Raw genomic sequence first — 18,124 nt, 5'->3', positions numbered from 1 at the left:
TCACGCCGGGCCCGCGCCCCGGCTGGCCAGCAGGTGCAGGCCGGTGGCGACGTCCCGGTAGGGCGAGGTGCTGGCCAGCTGGAGCTCCAGGGCACGCAGGGCGGCGGGGTCGGCACCGGAGGTGGACTCCAGCAGGTCGGCGACGACGGAGACCCCGCGCCACTCCCCCGCCTGCAGGCCGGCGTCGCGGACCAGTGCGAGCAGCTCGTCGGGGCTGTACCGGCGGCGCGCCGGGCGCGTGCGGGAGCGGGACGGTGCGGGGTCCCGGTCACCGAGCAGGGCGCGGGCCTCGACCGGGTGGCCGCCCAGGGCCCGGGCCAGGACGGCGCCGGCCCGGTTGGCGGCGGTGACGCTGAGCCGGCCGCCGGGACGCAGGGCCGCGGCGATGCCGGCGAGGGTGGCCGCGGGGTCGTCGACGACCTCGAGGACCGAGTGCACCAGGACCAGGTCGTAGCCGGCGGCCGGGGCGTCGAGGGTGTCGTCGGCGAGGACGGCGGCCAGCTGGTCGGCATCGCCCTGGACGCCGTGCACCAGGTCGCCGACGCCGGCCAGGTCGGCCCGGCGGCGCAGGGTGGCCAGGGCGTCGGCCGAGGTGTCGACGACGGTGACCCGGTGCCCGAGCTGGGCCAGCGGCACGGCGAAGACCCCGGCACCGCCGCCCACGTCGAGCACCTGCAGCGGGCCGCTGTGGATCAGCGGGTCCAGCGCGGCCCAGACCGCGGCGCTGCGGACCGGGGGCTCGGCGCCGGCGGGGCGGGTGCCGCGGGGACCGCTGGGGCCGTCGGGGGTGCCGGACGGGCTGGCGGGCGGGGTCTCAGACGGCGGCACCCGACCGAGCCTAGTGGCGACGCCGGTGGCCCACCGGGCCGGCGGCGGGCGGTGCCGGGAGCCCCCGCGCCGCACCTGCTCAGCTGCGGCGGACCGCGCGGAGGACGGCGTCGCGGACGGTGACCGGGGTGCCGTCGGGGCCCGGCGCCTGCCGCTGCGGGCTGCCGACCTCGACGTCCCAGTGGGCCGGGTCCAGGACGCCGGCCATGTCCGCGGCGCTGACGAACATGTCCGGGGTGTCGGGCCGGTGGGCGTGCTCGTGGGCGTCGGCGGGGTCGTGGCTGACCACGAGCAGGGTGCCCCCGGGGCGGACGGCAGCGGCCAGACGGCGGTGCAGCGCGTGCAGGGCGGGCCGGGGCAGGTGCAGGAACTGGGCGGACACCAGGTCGTGGGTGAGCGCGGGCGGTGCCCAGGTGAGTGCGTCGGCCTGCTGCCAGCGGGTGCGGGCGGCGACGTCGGGGCCGGCGTCGCGGGCCAGGGCGGCGCACCGGTCCAGCACCACCTGGCTGACGTCGGCCCCGGTGACGGTCCACCCGGCGCGGGCCAGCCAGATCGCGTCTGCGCCCTCACCGCAGCCCACGTCCAGCGCGCTGCCCGGGGTCAGGGCGGTGGCGTGCTGGACCAGGACCGGGTTGGGGTCGCCGGACCAGACGGTGCCCGCGCCGTAGTGCAGGTCCCAGAACTCCTGGGTGAACCAGGTCGAGGGGTCGGCCTCGAAGGCCTCGGCGCCGAGACCGCGCTGTGCGGGGCCGCCGGGCTGGTCGCCGTGCTGGTGCCGCTGCTCCTGGCCCTCGGCACCGTGCTGGTGGCCGTGCTGGTGGCCCTGACCGTGTTGAGGCCCGTGCTGCTGTCCGGGCTGCTGTCCGGGCTCGGGGTCCTGCTCGGTGCCCGGGCCGTCGGGTCGGGTGCTGTCGTCCACGTCCCCACCCTGGGACCGGCACCCCGGCGGGATCCAGCGTCCTTGCCGGTCCGGCAACCCGCGCCCGTCGCTGCGCCCCACCCCTCAGTGCCCCGAGCTGCCCTGGCTGGAGTGCCAGAGCTTGCGGGGGGCGGCCTTCGAGTCCTCACCCGCGGGCTTGATGTCGGCGTAGGGGGACAGCCGGAAGCCGGTGGGGTGCACCAGCACCGGCCGCACCACCACCGGACGCGGACCGTGCGAGGCGGCGGCCCCGGCGATGGCCTGCTCGGTGAACCCGGCCGGGGTGGCCATCAGGTCCGCGACCGCGCCGAGCCCGCCGGCCTCCCAGGCCTCGTGCAGCGCGGGCAGCTCCCAGGCCCCGGTGGCCCGCATGGACACCCCGCGCGGACCGGTGCGCCGCAGCACGCCGCGCACGACCAGCAGCCAGGAGTGGAAGACGGTCGCGGCGTAGGGGCCCTGGACGTCTTCGAAGAAGGTGGAGTCCGAGCAGCCGGTGCCGTCGTCCAGGGTCACGAAGACCACCCGCCGGCCGGAGCGGATGGGCGGGGTCTGAGTGGCCACCTTGACCCCGCCGACCAGCACCTCGGACCCGGACCGGCAGCCCAGCAGCTCCCCCGCCGGGACCGCGCCCAGCGCGGCGAGGAACTCCCGGTAGTCCTCGACGACGTGCCGGCTGGCGTCGAGCCCGAGCACCTCCAGCTCGGCCCGGACCCGCTCGGCGTCGGTGAACTCCGGCAGGCCGCTGGACCCGCCGAAGGCCGGCGCGGACCCGGCCCGTGGTCCCGGCAGCGGCCCGTCGTCCCCGTCCCCGGGGCCTTCCCCGGTGGGCAGGTCGAACAGGCCGGCCGGCTCCTCGGTCTCGTCGGCGCCCAGGCCCAGCAGGTCCAGGCTGAGCTGCCCGCCGGCACCGGCGCGCGCGCCACTGCGGCTCCACCGGTCCAGCTCGTTGACCTGGAGCAGCAGGTCCCGGCGGGTGACCTCCTGCCGACCCCGGGTCGGGCGGCCGCCCTCGCTGTCCCGGACCCCGAACCCGTAGACCGAGTCGAATCCCCCGGCCACCACCAGCCGCTCCACCACCGGGCGGGACACCGAGGCCCGCTGCCAGAAGTCGGCCAGCGACCGGTACGGCTGCCCGGCCACCACCCGGGCCACCTCCTCGACGGAGATGCCCTTGACGTCGGCGAGGGACAGCCTGATGCCGTGCCGCGCCGGGTCGGGCATCGTCGCCGGCATCCACTCCGGGCGTGCCCGACCGGTGTCGTCGGGATCCTCGACGGTGGGCCCGTCCCTGCCGTCGCCGTCCCTGCCGTCCCCGCCGTCGCCGTCCCTGCCGTCGCCGTCCCTGCCGTCGCCGTCCCCGCCGTCCCTGCCGTCGCCGTCCCTGCCGTCGCCGTCCCTGCCGTCGCCGTCCCTGCCGTCGCCGTCCCTGCCGTCGCCGTCCCCGCCGTCGCCGTCCCCGCCGTCGTCGTCCCCGCCGTCGTCGTCCCCGCCGTCGTCGTACCCGCCGTCGCCGGCTCCGGTGTCGAGCCGCTCCACCCGGTAGGTGCCGGTGGAGGCGTTGACGTCCAGGCCGAGCACGGTGATCCCGAAGTTGCGGGCGTCGTCGAGGATCAGCCGCTTGGGGTACATGCCGGGGTCGTGGGTGAGCACCCCGGCCAGGAACGCCGCGGTGTGGTGGGTCTTGAGCCAGGCCGACTGGTAGGTGGGCAGGGCGAAGGCGGCCGCGTGGGCCTTGCAGAACCCGAAGGACCCGAAGGCGACCAGCACCTCCCAGACCCGCTCGGCCACGTCGTGGTCGAAGCCCTCGGCCAGCGCCCGGGGCATGAACCAGGCCCGCACCTCGGGGTGGGCGTCCTTCTCCCCCAGCGCCCGCCGCACCTCATCGGCGCTGGCCAGGTCGCAACCGGTCATCTCCGCGACGATCCGCAGCACCTGCTCGTGGAAGACCACCACCCCGGCGGTCTCCTCCAGTGCGGGCTGCAGCCGCGGGTGCAGGTAGACCGGGTCCCGCCAGCCGTTCTTGGCCATCAGGAACGGGGTCACCATGTCGCTCTTGACCGGCCCGGGCCGGAACAGCGAGATGTCGATGACGATGTCCTCGAAGGTCCGCGGCCCGAACTTGCCCACCAGCTCCCGCTGGCCCGGGGACTCGATCTGGAACATGCCCAGCGTGCGGGTGCTGCGGATCAGCTCGAAGGTCGTCGGGTCGTCGCGCGGGACCGCGTCGATGTCGACCTGCACGCCCTCGACCCGGGCCACCTCGTCCATGGCGTGCGCGATGGAGGACTGCATCCGGATGCCCAGCAGGTCCAGCTTGAGCAGCCCCAGCTCCTCCACGTCGTCCTTGTCGAACTGGCTCATCGGGTAGCCCAGGTAGCTCTGCTCGACCGGGGTGCGGTCCAGCAGGGTGGCGTCGGACAGCAGCACCCCGCACGGGTGCAGCGCGATGTGCCGGGGCAACCCGTCGAGCCGGGCGACCAGGTCGAAGACCAGGTCGAGGTCTCCGCTGCCCCCCGACCGCTTGGACCCCATCCGGCTGGCCCGCAGCTCCGGCAGGTCGCGCAGCGCGGCGTGCACCTGGTTGGCCCGGATGTGCGGGAAGGCCTTGGCGATGGCGTCGATCTCGGCCGGCGGCAGCCCCAGCGCGGCGCCGACGTCACGGATGGCGTGCCGGACCCGGTAGGTGTCCATCATCGAGATGCAGCTGACCCGGTCGGCCCCGAACCGGTCGATGACGGCGTCGTAGACCTCCATCCGCCGGGCGGACTCCACGTCGATGTCCACGTCGGGCAGCTGGTGCCGCAGCGGGGACAGGAAGCGCTCCATCAGCAGGCCGTAGCGGATCGGGTCGACGTCGGAGATGCCCAGCAGGTAGGTGACCAGGCTGCCGGCGCCGGACCCGCGGGCGGCGGCCCGGACCCGCAGGCCCTTGATCAGCTCGACCACGTCGGCGACGGTGAGGAAGTAGGAGGGGTAGCCCAGCTGGTCGATGACCCCGAGCTCGTCGTCCAGCCGTTCCCGGACCAGCGCGGAGTCGTGCATGCCGCGCCGCCCGATGCCGGCCTCGCAGCGGGCCCGCAGCACCTGGGAGGGCCCCATGCCGCGCTCGGCAGGGGTGGTGACGACGTCCAGCTCGGGGTAGCGGACGGTGCCGATGCCCAGGTCGGCGCGCACGTCGACGACGCACTGCTCGGCCACCCGGGCGGTGGTCTCCAGCAGTCGCAGCCCCGCGTCCCGGTCGGGGCCGACCAGGTCCTCGACGACCTCGGCCATCTCCTTGCCCGACTTCAGGTGACCCTCGGCGGTGCGCCGGTCGACGTGCCGTTCTCCCAGCGGCACCAGCCGGCGGGTCGCGTCCAGCACGTCGGCCGTGGGGGCGTCGAGGGCGTCGACGTAGCGGACCGCGTTGGTCAGCACGGCCGGCACCCCGGTCTCCGCGGCGAACCGCAGCATCGCCTGGGCGCGCAGCCGGTCGCCGCGACTGCGGTGGTGCACGACCTCCAGGACCAGCTGACCGGGCCCGAAGACCTCCCGCCAGGCGTCCAGCCGGGACCGGGCCAGGTCGGCCCGGCCCTCGATGAGCGCGCGGCCCACCGAGGACCCCGGCCCCAGCACGGCGAGCAGACCGGTGGCGTGCTCGGCGGCCAGCCGCAGCGAGCTCACCGGCTCACCCCGGGTGCCGCCCAGGTGGGTGGCGCTGGTGAGCCGGCACAGCGACCGCCAGCCGGCCCCGTCACGGGCCAGGAAGACGACCCGGGGGTGCCGGGGGTCGACCGCGGCGCCCCCGCGCGCCGGGGACCGGCGGGCACCGGCGGAGGGGTGCCCAGCGCGGTCGGCGGTGTTCGTGGCGCGCCCGCGCAGCGGGCCCGAGGGGCGGGCGGCGGTGGGCGGCACCCGCCCACCGGGGCGACCACCACCACCCGGCCGACCGGAGCCGGACACCGCGTCGGGCACCGACCGCAGACCGGCCGGTTCCCCACCGGCCAGCGGGTCCACGGCGAGGTCGACGCCGAACAGCGGTCGGACGTCGGCCGCCCGGCAGGCCAGCGCGAACTTGACCGCGCCGTAGAGACCGTCCCGGTCGGTGAGCGCGAGCGCGCCCATGCCGTGGTCGGCCGCCCGGGCGACCAGGTCGGCTGGGTGGTTCGCGCCGTGGCGCATCGAGTACCCGGAGGCGACGTGCAGGTGGACGAAGGGGTCGCTCACGCCGACCCCTCCGTACCGTCCGTCGTCCCCGGTCGGGGGACCCCGCTCACGTCGTCCGCAGTCGGGTGACCACGGCCGTGGGGGCCGGGGTCGCGTCTCCTGTCGGCGGGGCCGGGTGGGCAGCCGTGTCGGACACCGGCCGGGCCACGGTGGCCTCGACCACGGCCAGGAAGGCACCGACGTCGCGCACCAGGTCGTCGGCCTCCCGCTCGGTGACCGCGTGCGTCAGCCCGGCCTCGGCCGCGGCCCGCTTGGCCGCACCGGCGGCGAAGAACGAGGCCCACTCCCCCAGCTCCGGGGCGACCTGCCCGATCAGCACCCAGGCGCTGCGCGGCCGGCGGCGCCCGGACTCGGGACGGGTGCGGGCGGCCAGCACCGCCGCCGCGGCACGCAACGCGGCCAGGTGCGCGGTGGCGTACCGCCAGCCCGCGTCGGGGCAGGCGGCCGCCTCGGCCAGGCCGCGGTGGGCCTGACCCAGCAGCTGGGATGCCGCCGGGGGCAGCGGGGGGACCAGCTCGAGCTGACGGGGCGAGAGCACCCGGACGGCGCCCATCAGTCGTGCACCCGGACGAGCAGCCAGCAGTTCTCGGCCGGTTCCCAGGACAGGTCGAACACCCCGGCGAAGCTCATCCGGGACCGCCCGGCACGCACCGCCTCCACCCGCCACACCTGCCGGGTGGCGACCAGGTCGGCCGAGGCGCCCCCGCCGCCACCGGCGGCCGGCCCGCGCTGCCACCAGGGGGAGGTCTCCACCCAGTGGTCGAGCAGCTCGCCCACCTCGTAGCGGCTCTCCCCGCGCCAGAACTGGACCGGCCCCACGGGTCCCCGCTCGACCTGCACCTGTTCACCGACGCGGCCACCCGCACCGACCAGCACCCGGCTCATGACACACTCCGCTCCCCGCGACGCAACCGGCATCCCCTCGCCAGCTGTTCGAACACGTGTTCGAACAGGGACGAGTAGACCGGAGTGCGGAGGAGGCGTCAAGCCGACCGGCCGGGGTGTGGACGGCGCGCCGCACGACGCGCGGGAGCCACCGACGCGGGCGCCGGGCCCTGTCGCCGCACTCCCGGGACCCCTGCCCTGCTGCCCCATCGACCATCGACCACCGACCGACAGACCGCACCCGGGCACTGTCCAGCGAGCTGCGCGCCGTCCACGGACGCCTGCGCCGCGCGCTGCAGGTCGCCCGGGACCCCCCCGACGAGGGGACGAAGCCCGACGCGGTCGACGACCACCCGACAGGTGCCCCGCCGAGTGCCCCGCCGAGTGCCCCGCCGGACGCCTCACCGGACGCCTCACCAGGGCTCCGTGGGGACCTGCTGCTCTTCTGCCACGGGTCCTGCGCCGCGCTGACCGGCCACCACCGGGGCGAGGACGGCGCGCTGTTCCCCGGGGTCCGGCGCGCCCGACCGGACCTGGCCGGCGTGCTGGACCAGCTGCAGCACGACCACCACCTGATGGACCTGCTGGTCACCGACCTCGAGGCGGCCATGGCCGCCGGCGCACCGCCGGCCCGGCTGCAGATCCACCTGGACGGGCTCGCCGCGATCACCGAGTCGCACTCAGCGTTCGAGGAACGCCACCTCCTGCCCGTCCTGGACGCCCTGCCGGCCCCCGACGCACCCCCGACCACGCTCTTCGGCCCGCTCGCCTGACGTCCGCGCACCGGGCTGCACGGGGTCGGCCCGGTGGACCAGTCCGGGACGGCCTCCGCCACCCGCGCCGGGAACGTCGTACCCCTGCGCCACCCTGCGCGGGTGACCGATCTGGAGACCCGGGTGCGCGCGGCGTACGACACCGTCGCCGACGACTACGCCCGCTTGCTCGCCGACGACCTGGCCGCCCAGCCGTGGGACCGCGAGGTCCTCGCCGCCTTCGCCGCAGCCGTCCGCGACGGACCGCGGGTCCGGCCGGGATCGGGAGCGGGGCCGGGAGCAGGGGCCACGGCAGGGACGGCAGCAGGGATCGCAGCAGGGGTCGCGGCAGGGGTCGCGGCCCGCCCGGTGCTGGACGCCGGGTGCGGTCCGGGCCGGGTGACCGCCCACCTGCAGGCCCTCGGGCTCGACGCCCACGGCCTGGACCTCTCCCCCGGCATGGTCGCGGTCGCCCGGCGGGCCCACCCGGAGCTGCGCTTCGGCGTCGGCACCCTGACCGCCCTGCCGGGCCCGGACGCGTCGCTGGCCGGCGCGCTGGCCTGGTACTCCCTCATCCACGTCGCCCCGCCCGACCGGGCCGGGGTGCTCGCCGGGCTGCGCCGGGTGCTGGTGCCCGGCGGCCACCTGGTGATCGCCTGCCAGGCGGGCACCGAGCACGTCCGCCGGGACCGCGCCTACGGCCACCCGGTCGACCTGGAGCTGTGGCGACTGGACCCGGACGAGCTGGCCGACCAGCTGGCCGACGCCGGGTTCGTCGTCCGCCGGCGGTGGGAGCGCCCGGCCACCGGGCCGGAGACCACGCCCCAGGCCGCCCTGCTGGCCTGCGCAGGGTGACCAGCAGGAGTGGAGTGACCAGCAGGAGTGGGGTGACCGGCGGGAGCAGGACGACCACCCGGGGTGGCGTGCGCGGCCACCCGGGCAGGTGGACACTGGTTGCTCGTGACAACCACAGTCCCGGGACGGGCCATCGAGGAGAAGACGTTCGTCGGGCAACCGCGCGGCCTGGCACACCTGTTCGGCGTGGAGATGTGGGAGCGGTTCAGCTTCTACGGGATGCAGGCGATCCTGCTGTACTACCTCTCCTACTCCGTCCGCGACGGCGGCCTGGGCATCGACACCTCGACCGCGGCCAGCATCGTGGGCGCCTACGGCGGGACCGTCTACCTCTCGACCATCGTCGGGGGCTGGGTGGCCGACCGGCTGCTGGGCCCCGAGCGGGTGCTCTTCTGGTCCGCGGTCGTGGTGATGGTCGGCCACCTGGCGCTGTCGGTGGTGCCCGGACCGGGCGGCGTCGGCACCGGCCTGGTGCTCATCGCGCTGGGCAGTGGCGGGGTGAAGGCGACCGCCACGACGCTGGTCGGGCTGCTCTACAGCGCCGACGACGTCCGCCGGGACGCCGGGTTCTCGCTGTTCTACCTCGGCATCAACGTGGGGGCGCTGGTCGGGCCGCTGCTCACCGGGCTGGCCCAGTCGACCATCGGGTTCCACCTGGGCTTCGGGCTGGCCGCGATCGGCATGGCCGCCGGCCTGGCCCAGTACGCCTGGGGGCGGCGCGGCCTGGCCGGCACCGGCCGGGAGGTGCCCTCGCCGCTGCCCGCGGCCGAGCGCGGCCGGTGGCTCGCCGGGCTGGTGGTCGCCGTCCTGGCGGTGGTCGCGCTGGCCACGACCGGGGTGCTGCGGGCCGAGCGGCTGGCCACGGTCGTCGTCTGGGTCTGCGTGGTGGTCTCGGTCGGCTACTTCGCGCAGCTGCTGCGCAGCTCCCGCATCGACCGCACCGAGCGGCGCCGGGTGCTGGCGTTCATCCCGATGTTCGCCGCCAGCGTCGCCTTCTGGTCGCTGTACCAGCAGCAGTCGACGGTGGTCGCGCTCTACGCCGACGACCAGCTGGACCGGGACCTCTTCGGGTGGACGGTGCCGGCGTCGTGGGTGCAGTCGATCAACCCGGTCTTCATCATCGCGCTGTCCGGCGTCTTCGCGGCGCTGTGGACGAAGCTGGGCCGCCGCCAGCCCGCCACCCCGGTGAAGTTCGCGGCCGGGACCGCGGTCATGGGCGTGGCGTTCCTGCTCTTCCTGCCGATGGCCAGCTCCACCCCGAACAGCGCACCGCTGCTGGGACTGGTCGGGGTCCTGCTGGTCTTCACCGTGGCCGAGCTGCTGCTGTCCCCGGTGGGCCTGTCGCTGTCCACCAAGCTGGCCCCGGCGGCCTACCGGACCCAGATGGTGGCGTTGTGGTTCCTGTCGACGGCGATCGGCACGTCACTGGCCGGTGTGCTCGCCGGGAACTACACGGTCGAGGGCCAGACGACGTACTTCGGCGTGCTCGGCGGGGTCGCGATCGTCTTCGGCGTGGTCCTGGCGGTGGCCGCGCCGGGCATCAGCAGACTGATGAGCGGGGTGCGCTGAGGCACCTGCCCACGCATGGTCCCGGCCGCCCCGGGGCACGGTGACCCCGAGTCCCGGGGCCGGCCGAGCCCGCCGCCACCCACCCCGGACAGAGGTGCCCGACCCCCCACGGAGGGTCGGGCACCTCCGCGGACGGCCCGCCGTCCCGACCGCAGGGAGCAGCTCTGAGCCAGCACCGCACGACACCCAGCACCCCCGCCGGACTCCCCCGGGCCTCGGCCCGGGAGACCCTGCGCCTGGCCACCGGCGTGCTCGCCCCGATGCTGGCCCAGGGCATCATCCTGCGCCGGCCGCGGGTCCTGGGACCGGCCGGACGCCTGGGGGTGGACCGGCGCGCCGCCGATGCCCTGCACCGGGCGCGCGAGGCCCACGGGCCCGGACCGCTGCGGCTGCGCATCCCGTTCCGGGAGGTCGCGCTGGTGCTGGACCGGGAGGACGTCGTCCGGCTGCTCGACGGGTCACCGGAGCCCTTCGCCCCGGCCACCCGGGAGAAGCGGGCCGCACTGGCGCACTTCCAGCCCCAGGGCGTGCTGATCAGCCGCGGCGAGGACAGGGCACAGCGCCGGGCCTGGAACGAGTCCGTCCTCCAGATGGACCGTCCGCTGCACGCGGTCGGCGCGCACCTGGTGCCCGTGGTCCGCGAGGAGGTCACCAGGCTGCTGGGCGAGGTGGCCGGGGCTGACGGGGCGGACGGCGGGGAGCTGGACTGGGACCGCTTCGCCGTCGGGTGGTGGCGGGCGGTGCGCCGGGTCGTGCTCGGCGACGGCGCCCGGGACGACGCGGAGCTGACCGACCTGCTCGGCCGCCTGCGGGCGCACGCCAACTGGGCCTACCTGCACCGCACCGACGACGCGGGCCGCCGGCAGCTGCTGGACGGCATCGACGGGTGGCTGGACCGGGCCGAGCCCGGCAGCCTGGCCGCCGAGGTCCGCGCCGGCCACCCCTCGGGGCGGGTCGCCGCGGCGTCCCAGGTGGCGCACTGGCTCTTCGCCTACGACGCGGCGGGCATCGCGGTCTGGCGGGCGCTGTCCCTGCTGGCCGGGCACCCCGCCGCCCTCGACGACGTCCGCCACGAGCTGGCCGGCCGGGACCTGGACACCCCGCAGGAGCTGCCGCTGCTGCGCGCCACGGTGCTGGAGTCGGTCCGGCTGTGGCCGACGACGCTGGCCGTGCTGCGCGAGTCGACCCAGGAGACGGACTGGCGGGGCCGTCGCGCCCCGGCCGGCACCACGTTCGTCGTGGTCAGCTCCTTCTTCCACCGCGACGAGCGCACGCTGCCCGCCGCCGACGCCTTCGACCCGGCGGGCTGGCTGGACGGGCGGGACCGGACCGCGGAGGCGCTGGTCCCCTTCAGCGGTGGACCCGGCCGGTGCCCGGGGCGGGACCTGGTGCTCTTCACCACCAGCACGGTGCTGGCCGCACTGCTGGCCGACCGCAGCCTCGCGCAGACCGCGGGCACCGCCGCCGTCACCGGGACGCCGCTGCCCCGCACGCTGGACCACACGGCCCTGTCCTTCCGGCTGGCCCCGCGGACGCCGGCCCGGTCCGCGGCCCTGCCCCGCGAGGAGAACACCGCGGACCGGACGGTCGAGCGCGCGGCGGGCTGACCCGGGCCGCCCGCACCGAGCAGGGCCCCCGGCACCGGTGGGAGACTCGGGGACATGACCCTCCCCGACCACCCCCGGGTGGCCGCGGTCGTCCGGGAGCTGCGGGCGGCCGGCGTCGACGCCGACGTGCACGAGCTCGCCGACAGCGCCCGCACCGCGGCCCAGGCCGCGCAGGCCCTCGGCGTGCCGGTGGGCGCGATCGCCAACAGCCTGGTCTTCGAGGTCGACGGCAACCCGCTGCTGGTGCTCACCAGTGGCGCCCACCGGGTGGACACCGCGAAGGTCGCCGGCCTGCTCGGCGTCCCCGAGGTGCGCCGCGCGTCCCCGGAGTTCGTCCGCGAGCACACCGGCCAGGCGATCGGCGGGGTCGCCCCCGTGGGTCACCCCGAGCCCATCGGCACCCTGGTCGACGTCACCCTGGCCCGCCACGAGCGCGTCTGGGCCGCCGCCGGCCACCCGCACACCGTCTTCCCGACGACCTACGACGAGCTGCTGCGGATCACCGCCGGCACCGCTGCCGAGGTCGACGCCGTCCCCGAAGAGGCCCTGTGACCGACACCGCCCCCGCCACCCGGGTGACCGAGCTCCCGACCCCCTGGATGCGCGACCACCTCCACGAGGCACTCGCCGTCTACGGCGCCGCCATGGGCTACGGCGACTCCGTCGTCGCCGGCCGGTACGGCTACGCCGTCCAGCACACCGAACGCGCGGGCTTCCGCGCGGTCGGGGCGTTCGCCGAGACCCCGGACGGCGAGGAGCTGGTCGGGTTCGGCTACGGCTACCTGGTGGCGCCGGGCCAGTGGTGGCACGACCAGGTCCGGCACGCCCTGGACCGCCGGACCGCCAAGCGCTGGCTGCCCGGCGCCTTCGAGGTCTGCGAGCTGCACGTGCACCCCACCCACCAGAGCCGGGGCCTGGGCCGGCAGCTGCTGCACGCCCTGGTCGAGGGGCTGCCGCACCCGGCGGCGCTGCTGAGCACCCCGGACTCGGAGACCAAGGCCTTCAAGCTGTACCGGGCCGACGGGTTCGTCGACCTGGCCCGCGGCTACCACTTCCCCGGCGACGCCCGGCCCTTCGCCATCCTCGGCGCCGAGCTCCCCCTGGCCGGTGCCGCGCGTGGCTGAGCCCGAGCGCACCGTGGACGCCGTCGTCATCGGCTCCGGGCACAACGGCATGGTCGCGGCCTGCCACCTGGCCGCCTCCGGGCTCACCGTGGAGGTGCTCGAGGCCGACGAGGTGCTCGGCGGCGCCGTGTCCACCGTCGAGCGCTGGCCCGGCGTGCGGGTCGACCGCGGGTCGAGCGCGCACGTGATCATCCGGCACTCCGGGATCGTCGAGGAGCTCGACCTGGCCGCCCACGGGCTGCGCTACGTCGACTGCGACCCGTGGGGCTTCGCCCCGGCCCCGCAGCCGGGCAGCGACGGTCCCGAGGGCCGGCCGCTGGTCTTCTCCGTCGACCTGGACGCCACCTGCGCCTCGATCGAGGCCGCCTGCGGGCCCGAGGACGCCGCCGCCTACCGCCGGTTCGTCGAGGTGTGGGGCCCGCGCAGCGCACAGGTCGTGCAGGCCTTCGGCGACCGGCCCAGCCCGGCCCGGCTGGTCCGCCACCTGTGGCCGCTGGGCGCCCCGGGCAAGGGCCGCGCGCGCACCCCCGGCGGCGAGCTGGCCACCGACTTCCTGGGCTCCGGTGACGCCCTGCTGGACCGGTGGTTCGGCAGCGAGCGGCTCAAGGCCGCACTGGCCTGGTTCGGCGCCCAGTCCGGCCCGCCGATGTCCGAGCCGGGCACCGCGGCCATGGTCGGCTGGGCCACCCTGCTGCACACCACGCCGCCCGGCCACCCGGTCGGGGGCTCCGGCGGGCTCACCCAGGCCCTGGCCCGCAAGCTGGAGTCGCACGGTGGCCGCGTCGTCCTCGGGGACGGCGCCGCGAGCCTGCTGGTGGAGGACGGCCGCGTCGCCGGCGTCGTCACCGCGTCGGGGCGGCGGGTCCGCACCGACACCGTCGTCGCGGCGTGCCACGTCGGGGCCACCCGCACCATCGCCGGGGAGCACGCCCCGCCCGCCCTGCGGGACGCCGCCCCGCCGCTGGGCAACGGCTTCGGCCTGGTGGTCCGCTGCCAGACCGACGCACTGCCCAGCTACCCCGGGGTCAGCCAGGCCGACTCGCTACAGGGACTGCAACTGCTGTGCACCGACCGGGCCCAGCTCGCCCGGGCGCACGGTGACTGGCTGGCCGGCGAGCTGCCCCGCGAGCCGGTGCCGCTGGCGATGAGCTTCTCCGCGAGCGACGACACCCTCGCCCCGGCGGGCCAGCACGTCGTCACCATCTGGGGCCAGTGGTACCCGTACACGCTCGCCGACGGCCGCGACTGGGACTCCCTGGCCGCCGGTGAGGCCCAGCGACTGGTGGACGCCGTCGACCGGTTCGCCCCCGGCTTCGCCGCCTCGGTACAGCGGCTGTACGTGCAGACGCCGCTCACGCTGGAGCAGGAGCTGCGGCTGCCGCGCGGCAACGTCATGCACGTGGAGATGTCGCTGGCCAGCATGTTCGCCTTCCGGCCCACCCCGGAGCTGTCCGGCCACAAGGTGCCGGGACTGCCCGGGCTGTACCTGTCCGGTGCCTCGATGCACCCCGGTGGCGGGGTCAGCGGCAACAGCGGCCGGACGGCCGCCCGGGTGGTGCTCGCCGACCGCTCCGGGCTGGGCCGGCTCAAGGGCCGTGTGCAGCAGCGGTTGAGCCGCCGGTGACGGCACCGCCCCGGCAGCAGGAGCACGGCGCGCTCCGCCGGGTCCCCTGGCTGCTGTCCGGCGGGGTGGTGCTCACCGCGATCGCCTACCCGCTGACCGCCGGCGACGCCCGGGACGTCGTCAGCTGGACGATCGTGCTGCTGGGCTCGGCCCTGTCGGTGGTGCACGCGGGGCTGTCCCGGGGCGCGCGCGTCGGGCTGGGCGTGCTGGGCGTGACCGCGCTGGCCGCGGTGCTCTTCGAGTCGGTCGGGCTGGCCACCGGGTTCCCCTACGGCACCTACACCTACAGCGACGCGCTGGGCCCGACGCTGCTCGGCGTCCCGTTCCTGGTGCCGCTGGCCTGGCTGATGATGGTCTGGCCCAGCTGGCTGCTGGCCGCCCGCCTGGTCCCCGGGCACCGGGTCGGCCGGGTCGTCGTCGCGGCGGCCGCGTTCGCCGCCTGGGACGTCGTGCTGGACCCCCAGCTGGTGCAGGCCGGCTACTGGACCTGGGCGCACCCCTCCCCCGGGCTGCCCGGGATCGACACCGTGCCGCTGACCAACCTGGCCGGCTGGCTGCTGGCCGGGCTGGTGCTGATGACGGTGGTCGACCTGCTCGCCGCCGGGGCCCCGGTCCGGCTGGGCGACGGCGCCCCGATGCTGACGCTGGCCTGGATGACCCTGGGTGGCGCGCTGGCGCACGCGGCCTTCCTGGACCTGCCCGGCTCGGCCGCCTGGGGCGTCGTCCTGGCCGTGCCGTTCCTGGCCGCCCTGGCGCTGCGGGCCCGGTCCCTGTCTCGGCCCCGGACCCGGTCCCGGTGAGCCGCCGGGCGGTGCGGGTGCTGGCCGGTGCCGCCGTCGCCGGGGCCGTGCACGCCGCGGTCAACACCCGGCTGCTGCGCACACCCCCGGCCGACCCGCCGGCGACCACGAGGCGGGTCCGGGTCGTGCTGCCGGTGCGCGACGAGGAGGCCGAGGTCGAGGGTTGCCTGGGTGGGTTGGCCGCCCAGCGGGGTGTCGCGCGCATGGAGGTCGTGGTCGTCGACGACGGCTCCACCGACCGCACCGCGCAGCTCGTGGCCGCGCACCCCGTCGAGCTGCGGACCGCTACCCCACCGCCGGTGGGCTGGCTGGGCAAGCCGAACGCCTGCGCCCAGGGCGCCGCCGGGTCCGACGCCGACGTGCTGGTCTTCCTGGACGCCGACGTCCGGCTGGAGCCACACGCGGTCGCGGCCGCCGTCGCGGTGCTGGACGCCCAGGGGCTGGACCTGGTCTCCCCCTGGCCCCGGCAGCGGGCCGAGACCGCCGCCGAGCGGCTGGTGCAGCCCCTGCAGCAGTGGCTGTGGGCCACCACGCTGCCGCTGCGGCTGGCCGAGCGGGCCGGCCGGCCCTCGATGGCCGCGGCGAACGGGCAGTTCCTGGTGGTGCGCCGGGAGGCCTACGAACGGGCCGGCGGGCACGGGGCGGTACGCGGTGAGGTGCTCGAGGACATCGCGCTGCTGCGCGCGGTGAAGCAGGCGGGCGGGCGGGGCGTCGTCGTCGACGGGTCGACGCTGGCCACCACCCGGATGTACGACGGCTGGCCCGCGCTGGCCGCCGGGTACGAGAAGTCGCTGTGGTCGGCCCTGGGCGGCTCGTCGCTGGGCAGCCTGGCCGCGGGTGCCGCCCTGACCGCGGTGTGGGTGCTGCCGCCGCTGGCGGGCGGGCGGGCCGGGCTGGTCGGCTACGCGGCCGGCGTGACCGGACGGGCGGTCACCGCACACCGCACCGGCGGGCGGGTGTGGCCCGACAGCCTGGCGCACCCGTTGAGCGTGCTGCTGCTGGACCTGCTGCTGGTCCGGTCGGTCCGCGGCAGGCGCCGGGGCACCCTGCGCTGGCGGGACCGCACACTGGTCGGGTGACCTCTCCCGAACGCACGCACTTCGACCCGGCGCAGATGGGCGCCGGGGCCTTCTACCGGGTGCTGAACTCCGTCGTCGTCCCCCGCCCGATCGCCTGGGTGGCCAGCCGCTCCGCCGAGGGCGTGCACAACCTGGCCCCGCACAGCTTCTACACCGTGGCCTGCGTGGACCCGCCGATCGTGCAGTTCACCTCGGTGGGCCGCAAGGACTCCCTGGACAACGTGGAGGCCACCGGTGAGTTCACCGTGAGCCTGACGCCGGAGTCGATGTTCGAGCAGGTCAACGCCACCGGCACCGACTTCCCGCCCGGCCACGACGAGGCCGAGCACACCGGCGTCGTCCTGGAGGACAGCGCGGTCGTGTCGGTCAAGCGGGTCGCCCAGTCCCCGGTGAGCCTGGAGTGCGTGCTGCACTCGACGCTCCGGCTGGGCGACAGCACCGTGGTGTTCGGCCGCGTCGTGCACGCCACGGCGTGGACCAGCGCCGTCCGCGACGGTCGGCCGCGGATCGAGGAGCTGCAGCCGCTGGCCCGCCTGGGCGGCAACGAGTGGTCCACGATCGGGGAGCTGAAGGAGATCCGCCGGATCCCCTTCAGCCAGTGGTCCGAGGACCCCTCGATCGGTCAGGCGCTGCGCGGGGACAGCACCTCGGACTAGGCGGGCAGGTGCGGGGCCACCTCGTCGGCGGCGTCGGCACCGAAGGCGGAGGCGAACCGCTCCAGGAACGACTCCCGGGGCAGCGAGTACTCCTGGGTGCCGACGACCTCGACGGCGGCGGTGGCCACGGCCGAGCCGACCTGGGTGGCGCGCTGCAGGCCCAGGCCCCAGGTGCGGGCGGCGACGAACCCGGCGCGCAGCGCGTCACCGCCGCCGGTGGGCTCCACCGGGTGGGTCTCGGGGACGGCGATGACCTCGAGGGTCTCGGCGTCCTTGGCCTCCACGCGCACCCCGGCGGCGGCCCGGGTGGTGACCCAGGTGCCGACCCGGTCGAGGACCTCGGCGTGGCTCCAGCCGGTCTTCTGCTTGAGCAGGGCGGCCTCGTACTCGTTGGTGAACAGCAGCTCGGCGCCGTCGACCAGGGTGCGGATCATCTCGCCGTCGGCCCACGCGAGCTGCTGGGACGGGTCGGCCATGAACGCGTAGCCGCGCTCCCGGCACTCCTGGGTGTGCTGGACCATCGCGGTGGGGTCGTTCGGGCCGACGATGACCAGGTCCAGGCTGCCCACCCGCTTCTCCACGGGGGCCAGCTCGATCAGCGAGGCCTCGGCCATGGCGCCGGAGTAGAAGGACGCGATCTGGTTGTTCGCGGCGTCGGTCGTGCAGGTGAAGCGGGCGGTGTGCTTGAGCTTGGACCAGTGCACGGACTCGGTGTCCACGCCGTGCCGGTTCAGCCAGGACTCGTAGTCGTCGAAGTCGCTGCCCACGGCGCCGACCAGCACCGGGGTGAGGCCCAGCAGCCCCATGCCGTAGGCCATGTTGGCGCCGGCGCCGCCGCGGTGCTGCACCAGGTCGTCGACGAGGAAGGAGAGCGAGACGTTCTCCATCTGGCCCTCGACGAACTGCTCGGTGAACTTCCCCGGGAAGGTCATCAGGTGGTCGGTGGCGATCGAACCGGTCACGGCGACGGACACGGTGGGGCTCCCGGGAGGTGGGGGACGAGGGGGCGCGCAGACGCGCGGGTGAACCGGCGTTCGACGTCCAGGCCGTCCGGGGTTCACCCCAGCGTAACGGCGTGGTCCACCGGGCGCCGGGCGTGCTCAGCCCAGCGCGCGCCGCAGCTGGACCCCGAGCTGAGCGGTGCCGACCACCCCCAGAGCCACCCCGACCGCGGCGCCGGCGGTGACCACCAGCTCCGCGAGACCCACCCCGGACACCAC

The 18,124-nt window shown here is 76.1% G+C and carries 16 protein-coding genes; 10 read left to right on the top strand and 6 right to left on the bottom strand.

Annotated elements, in window-relative coordinates:
• The 5 genes from AC0IVP_RS18730 to AC0IVP_RS18710 form a co-directional block, all read right to left on the bottom strand.
• A complete protein-coding gene (locus AC0IVP_RS18730) occupies window positions 1–828 on the bottom strand; it encodes a methyltransferase domain-containing protein (RefSeq protein WP_157519552.1) in 828 nt (275 codons plus the stop codon).
• Between the two features lie 79 nt (window positions 829–907).
• Complete coding sequence (locus AC0IVP_RS18725) at window positions 908–1,747, bottom strand: class I SAM-dependent methyltransferase (RefSeq protein WP_471758525.1); 840 nt, start codon at window positions 1,745–1,747, stop codon at window positions 908–910.
• Window positions 1,748–1,831: 84 nt separating this feature from the next.
• Window positions 1,832–5,953 (bottom strand): DNA polymerase III subunit alpha, encoded by a 4,122-nt coding sequence (locus AC0IVP_RS18720; protein ID WP_471758523.1) that lies wholly within the window; start codon window positions 5,951–5,953, stop codon window positions 1,832–1,834.
• A 46-nt stretch (window positions 5,954–5,999) separates the two neighbouring features.
• Window positions 6,000–6,506 carry an SAV_6107 family HEPN domain-containing protein gene (locus AC0IVP_RS18715; RefSeq protein ID WP_471758520.1) on the bottom strand — a complete coding sequence of 169 codons (507 nt, stop codon included), beginning with the start codon at window positions 6,504–6,506 and terminating at the stop codon, window positions 6,000–6,002.
• Complete coding sequence (locus AC0IVP_RS18710; protein ID WP_056299211.1) at window positions 6,506–6,838, bottom strand: DUF6504 family protein; 333 nt, start codon at window positions 6,836–6,838, stop codon at window positions 6,506–6,508. Before AC0IVP_RS18710 ends, AC0IVP_RS18715 begins: the two co-directional genes overlap by 1 nt.
• Before the next feature lie 116 nt (window positions 6,839–6,954).
• On the opposite strand from AC0IVP_RS18710, the gene AC0IVP_RS18705 reads away from it, so the two are divergent.
• From AC0IVP_RS18705 to AC0IVP_RS18660, 10 genes are all read left to right on the top strand, one after another.
• Window positions 6,955–7,611 (top strand): hemerythrin domain-containing protein, encoded by a 657-nt coding sequence (locus tag AC0IVP_RS18705; protein WP_471758518.1) that lies wholly within the window; start codon window positions 6,955–6,957, stop codon window positions 7,609–7,611.
• Window positions 7,612–7,713: 102 nt separating this feature from the next.
• On the top strand, window positions 7,714–8,445 hold the full coding sequence (locus tag AC0IVP_RS18700) for a class I SAM-dependent DNA methyltransferase (protein ID WP_471758516.1): 732 nt from the start codon (window positions 7,714–7,716) through the stop codon (window positions 8,443–8,445).
• 105 nt (window positions 8,446–8,550) lie between these two features.
• On the top strand, window positions 8,551–10,014 hold the full coding sequence (locus tag AC0IVP_RS18695) for a peptide MFS transporter (protein WP_471758514.1): 1,464 nt from the start codon (window positions 8,551–8,553) through the stop codon (window positions 10,012–10,014).
• A 248-nt stretch (window positions 10,015–10,262) separates the two neighbouring features.
• Window positions 10,263–11,621 (top strand): cytochrome P450, encoded by a 1,359-nt coding sequence (locus tag AC0IVP_RS18690; protein WP_471758512.1) that lies wholly within the window; start codon window positions 10,263–10,265, stop codon window positions 11,619–11,621.
• Window positions 11,622–11,675: 54 nt separating this feature from the next.
• The gene (locus AC0IVP_RS18685) at window positions 11,676–12,173 is read left to right on the top strand and encodes a YbaK/EbsC family protein (RefSeq protein ID WP_056299205.1); all 498 of its coding nucleotides are present in this window, start codon (window positions 11,676–11,678) and stop codon (window positions 12,171–12,173) included.
• Window positions 12,170–12,745 carry a GNAT family N-acetyltransferase gene (locus AC0IVP_RS18680; protein ID WP_056299203.1) on the top strand — a complete coding sequence of 192 codons (576 nt, stop codon included), beginning with the start codon at window positions 12,170–12,172 and terminating at the stop codon, window positions 12,743–12,745. Before AC0IVP_RS18685 ends, AC0IVP_RS18680 begins: the two co-directional genes overlap by 4 nt.
• On the top strand, window positions 12,738–14,369 hold the full coding sequence (locus tag AC0IVP_RS18675; RefSeq protein WP_471758510.1) for a phytoene desaturase family protein: 1,632 nt from the start codon (window positions 12,738–12,740) through the stop codon (window positions 14,367–14,369). The genes AC0IVP_RS18680 and AC0IVP_RS18675 overlap by 8 nt, the downstream gene beginning before the upstream one ends.
• Window positions 14,366–15,169 carry a carotenoid biosynthesis protein gene (locus tag AC0IVP_RS18670; protein WP_471758508.1) on the top strand — a complete coding sequence of 268 codons (804 nt, stop codon included), beginning with the start codon at window positions 14,366–14,368 and terminating at the stop codon, window positions 15,167–15,169. Before AC0IVP_RS18675 ends, AC0IVP_RS18670 begins: the two co-directional genes overlap by 4 nt.
• Window positions 15,166–16,248 carry a glycosyltransferase family 2 protein gene (locus AC0IVP_RS18665; RefSeq protein ID WP_471758506.1) on the top strand — a complete coding sequence of 361 codons (1,083 nt, stop codon included), beginning with the start codon at window positions 15,166–15,168 and terminating at the stop codon, window positions 16,246–16,248. Before AC0IVP_RS18670 ends, AC0IVP_RS18665 begins: the two co-directional genes overlap by 4 nt.
• Window positions 16,245–16,904 (top strand): flavin reductase family protein, encoded by a 660-nt coding sequence (locus tag AC0IVP_RS18660; protein ID WP_471758504.1) that lies wholly within the window; start codon window positions 16,245–16,247, stop codon window positions 16,902–16,904. Before AC0IVP_RS18665 ends, AC0IVP_RS18660 begins: the two co-directional genes overlap by 4 nt.
• Here AC0IVP_RS18660 and AC0IVP_RS18655 read toward each other — a convergent pair.
• A complete protein-coding gene (locus AC0IVP_RS18655; RefSeq protein ID WP_056299183.1) occupies window positions 16,901–17,878 on the bottom strand; it encodes a carbohydrate kinase family protein in 978 nt (325 codons plus the stop codon). The genes AC0IVP_RS18660 and AC0IVP_RS18655 overlap by 4 nt on opposite strands.
• Window positions 17,879–18,124: the final 246 nt, after the last annotated feature.

The organism is Klenkia sp. AC732, assembly GCF_979256525.1.
Note: the sequence above shows the minus strand (reverse complement) of the source record. Positions and strands in the feature narration are given on the sequence as shown.

What these genes read in the sequence shown, in the direction of transcription:
- AC0IVP_RS18715 (WP_471758520.1), bottom strand. Translation starts at nt 6,506, where the DNA reads ATGGGCGCCGTCCGGGTGCTCTCGCCCCGTCAGCTCGAGCTGGTCCCC.
- AC0IVP_RS18710 (WP_056299211.1), bottom strand. Translation starts at nt 6,838, where the DNA reads ATGAGCCGGGTGCTGGTCGGTGCGGGTGGCCGCGTCGGTGAACAGGTG.
- AC0IVP_RS18685 (WP_056299205.1), top strand. Translation starts at nt 11,676, where the DNA reads ATGACCCTCCCCGACCACCCCCGGGTGGCCGCGGTCGTCCGGGAGCTG.